The sequence below is a fragment of the Pseudosporangium ferrugineum genome (assembly GCF_003002065.1).
GTDB classification, from domain to species: domain Bacteria; phylum Actinomycetota; class Actinomycetes; order Mycobacteriales; family Micromonosporaceae; genus Actinoplanes; species Actinoplanes ferrugineus_A.
This window is the reverse complement of sequence record NZ_PVZG01000068.1, coordinates 1-3,508: the sequence shown is the minus strand read 5'-3', so window position 1 is coordinate 3,508 and position 3,508 is coordinate 1. Positions and strand designations below refer to the sequence as shown.

Annotated in this window: 4 protein-coding genes, 1 tRNA gene and 1 pseudogene; all 6 read left to right on the top strand. The window is 67.0% G+C overall.

The window, feature by feature from the left end; genetic code table 11:
• Positions 1 to 222: 222 nt before the first annotated feature.
• Entirely contained in the window at positions 223 to 1,215 is a 993-nt protein-coding gene (locus CLV70_RS38700) for an XRE family transcriptional regulator (RefSeq protein ID WP_158277949.1), read from the top strand.
• Positions 1,212 to 1,802, top strand: coding sequence for a flavoprotein (locus CLV70_RS38695; RefSeq protein ID WP_106131578.1), 591 nt, complete (start codon positions 1,212 to 1,214; stop codon positions 1,800 to 1,802). The genes CLV70_RS38700 and CLV70_RS38695 overlap by 4 nt, the downstream gene beginning before the upstream one ends.
• Positions 1,803 to 1,921: 119 nt before the next feature.
• Positions 1,922 to 1,993, top strand: a tRNA-Lys gene (locus CLV70_RS38690).
• An 88-nt stretch (positions 1,994 to 2,081) separates the two neighbouring features.
• A complete protein-coding gene (locus CLV70_RS38685; protein WP_425440289.1) occupies positions 2,082 to 2,342 on the top strand; it encodes a type II toxin-antitoxin system RelE/ParE family toxin in 261 nt (86 codons plus the stop codon).
• A gap of 131 nt (positions 2,343 to 2,473) precedes the next feature.
• Entirely contained in the window at positions 2,474 to 2,788 is a 315-nt protein-coding gene (locus tag CLV70_RS38680; RefSeq protein WP_106131576.1) for a transcriptional regulator, read from the top strand.
• A gap of 313 nt (positions 2,789 to 3,101) precedes the next feature.
• Positions 3,102 to 3,508, top strand: a pseudogene (locus tag CLV70_RS38675) (hypothetical protein); the annotation flags it as partial.

Genomic DNA, 3,508 nt, shown 5'->3' with positions numbered 1-3,508 from the left:
TCGCTTCCGAAATCAACGACCGACCCCGTAAGATCCACAATTGGAAGAAGCCCTCCGAGATATTCGCCGAACTCGTAGAGGCAAATGCTTCGACTGCCTGAATTCGCCCCGGACAGGGATACGGCCGTAACGCCTAGCCCTTTGCTGAATCCATCTCGACGGGTCGGGGTTGACGACAGTGCACGGTCGGCGGCAGGGCAAGTACCGGGTGCAGGTGAGGGAATGCAGCGCCGTGCAGCATTGACCGGAGTCACAGCGGCGGTCTTCACAGCCCTGGCCAGCGCCGTGACAGACCATTTCGCCGCCGGGGATGGCCCGCGACGAAACGTAGGCGACGGTTCACGTGCAATCCAAGTTGCGCTGCGGCGCAGCCATACCTCCTACCAGCACAGCCGGTACGCCGCGGCGGCACGCGACTTGCCCTCTGTGCTTGCACTGGCACAGGAGCCCGGGAGTGCCTCGGCCCGCACGGCGGGACGGCTGTCGGCGGAGGCGTACCAGGTGGCCAGCGGCTTGTTCCTGAAGGCCGAAGAGCCGGCACTCGCGGCGATCTGCGCCGACCGAAGCTTCACCGCGGCGGTAAGTACCGGCGACGAACTGATTCGGGCCAGCAGCACCCGCGCCGTCGTACACACGCTGCTGACGGCCGGACACGCCGCCGCTGCCGTCGACGTCGCCGTGACCGCCGCCGACCGGCTCGCGGCGCGCACGGACATGCGCACCGATGCTGCGCTGTCGTTGTACGGCGCGCTACTGCTGCGCGGTGCCGTCGCCGCGGCCCGCCTCGGCGACATCTCACAGGCCCATAGATTGCTGGACGACGCCGAACACGCCGCCACCCGTTTGGGCGCGGACCGCAACGTGTGCTGGACGGCGTTCGGCCCGACCAACGTCGCCGCGCATCGGGTCGCGATAGCTGTCGAGTCCGGCGACGCCGGTACCGCCGTGCGACTCGCCCGCACCGTGGACCTGCGCCAGATGAAACTGCCGGAGCGGAAGGCGATGCTGCTCCTGGACGCCGCCCGCGCCTTCACCCAGTGGGGTAAGTGCGACCAGGCCCTGGAGTGTGTGCAGCGCGCGGAGCAGCAGGCTCCGGAGGAGGTGCGCAGCCGGCCGGCCGTGCAGCAGCTCGTCCTCGACATCGTGCAGCGCTCGCCAGCGTCGGCCAAGCGCCGCGCCCAAGAGTTTGCCGCCACCGTCGGCGTCCTGCCGTGACCGATACCAGCGCCACCTCGACGCTGTGCCTGGTCGTCTGCGGTGCCGGACCGGCGCAGCATGCCGGCACGCTGGTTGGACTCGCGCAACGCCGGGGATGGGAGGTCACCGTCGTTGCCACTCCGATGGCCAGCTCGATGATCAACCTTGGTGAGCTCGCCCGGCTCAGTGGACGAGCGGTACGTAGCGACTACCGGCCCTCCGGCGGCGCCGGGCCTCGCCCCGGCGCCGCACAAGCCATCGTCGTGGCACCCGCGACGTACAACTTCGTCAACAAACTCGCCGCCGGAATCAATGACACGTACGCCCTCAACGTTGTCGCCGAAGGCATCGGCCGAGGTACTCCCGTGAGCGTGCTGCCCTTTGTGAACACCGCCCTCGCGGCGCGCCGGCCCTTCCAGCACGCCGTCGCCTCGCTGCGCGCCGAAGGCGTACGCGTCATATACGGCCCAGGTCAGTGGCAACCCCACCCACCCGGAACCGGTGACGCACACCTGGGCACCTACCCGTGGCACGGCGCCCTCGACGCCATTTCCCGTGACCCGGCTGCTCGACGTCTGCTCGAGCAGCCGCCACCTGAGGATTGAGCATCCGCGCCGGCCTCGCCACCGCCCGAGCCGCAGCCATGCCGCTACTGATCTGCGGTTTCTCGCCTGGCGGCCCGCTATCCCGCCTCGGGCGGCGCTGTCGGGTAACCTGATCGCGCGGGCCGCTAGCTCAATGGCAGAGCTGAGGACTTTTAATCCTTAGGTTCGGGGTTCGAGTCCCCGGCGGCCCACAACTCGCTGACCTGCAACTCTGTGCAAGTCGACTGGTGCATTGCGCAAATCGCATGCCCGATGTTTAGTTCGAGCTATAGTCGGGTCATGCCTGAGAGTTCGCCGCGGCGATGGTCGATCAAGACCACCGGTGACGTGCGGGAGTGGCTGCGAGCGCTGCGGCAGTCGGATCCTGAGGTCTACCGTTCGGTGAACGTGGCCATCGACATGCTCGCTGAGGTCGGGCCAGGTCCGGGACGCCCATTGGTCAACACGTTGCAGGGATCGAGTATCGCCAACCTCAAGGAGCTCAGGCCGAGGTCGGGCCGGGATGTCGCGATCCGGGTGTTGTTCGTGTTCGATCCCTGATCGCAGGCGGTGCTGCTGGTGGCCGGGAACAAGACCGGCGATTGGAGTCGGTGGTATCGGACGGCGATTCCGATCGCCGAGACCGCGTACGACGGCTGGTTGGCAGCGGAGAGAAAGCGGAGGGAGAACTCATGAGCGAGTTCCACGACTGGGAAGACCTCCGTGCGGAGTTGCACGACGGGGACGACGAGGCCATCGAGCGGGAGCGGGCCCGCACCGAGGCCTGGGTCAGCGCGTTTCATCTGGCCGAGGAGCGCAAGCGCCTAGGGCTGACGCAAAAGCAGGTGGCTGAGCTCATGGGTGTCTCCCCGGGGCGGGTGAGTCAGATCGAGAACGGCGATCTGGACGTCAACGAGGTGGCGACGCTGAGCCGGTACGCGCGGGCGCTGGGTGCCCGAATGCGGATCATCTTCGACTACGGCAGCGACCTACGGCAGATCGCCTGAGGCTCTATCCGGTTTGAATCTGAGCACTCGATCGGCGGCCAGTTGGCCGTCATCAGTGCTCAAGCCGGACTTTGATTGCCGCGTGAGCTGGTCAAACGTCCCGGCAGTGGGCGGCCAGGGACGACGTTGGTGTGGTTTGCATGGTGCAACGTCCGGCCCACGTTGATCTTGCATGCGAACCGTCGGTTGGGTGGTGTCCGATCGGCGGTTCGCCTGTTCTGGCGGTGGGCATGGGCGGCTCACGGCTCTGGGGAGATGGCCGGGTTCGGCGCTTCTGTTCTGCTTCAAGGCGGTGGCGGTATCGTCGGCGCTCGTGGCAGTTCGTATCGATGTTTCCGCGTTTCGCAGTTCGATCTCGGCGCAGGTGGTCGGTGCTGCTGAGCGATTGCTCCGGGATGAAGGCGTGGGAGACCTGGAAGCGGTGGGTGGCGGTGCTCGGGCGGTGGTCTGCGATGGCGGGATCCGGTTCCAGCCGTGGGTGGGTGTGGTCGATCAGGCATTGATCGGGGATTGCGATTGCGAGGTCGGGCCTGTTGAGGACGACTTCTGTGCCCATGCTGTCGCGGTGGCATTGTCGGCGTTCGAGGCGGGTGTCAGGTTCTCTGCTGCGGGCAGGCCGCATGGTGCGGGACCGGTCGAGCCGGAGCGTGCGGACTTTCTGCGGGCCGTGCAGTCTCTCGGTCCGCGGCAGTTGACCGACCTGGTGGTGGAGCAGGCTGT

Coding starts and splice junctions, on each gene's coding strand:
- CLV70_RS38700 (WP_158277949.1), top strand. CDS start 223: ATGCAGCGCCGTGCAGCATTGACCGGAGTCACAGCGGCGGTCTTCACA.
- CLV70_RS38685 (WP_425440289.1), top strand. CDS start 2,082: ATGCCTGAGAGTTCGCCGCGGCGATGGTCGATCAAGACCACCGGTGAC.
- CLV70_RS38680 (WP_106131576.1), top strand. CDS start 2,474: ATGAGCGAGTTCCACGACTGGGAAGACCTCCGTGCGGAGTTGCACGAC.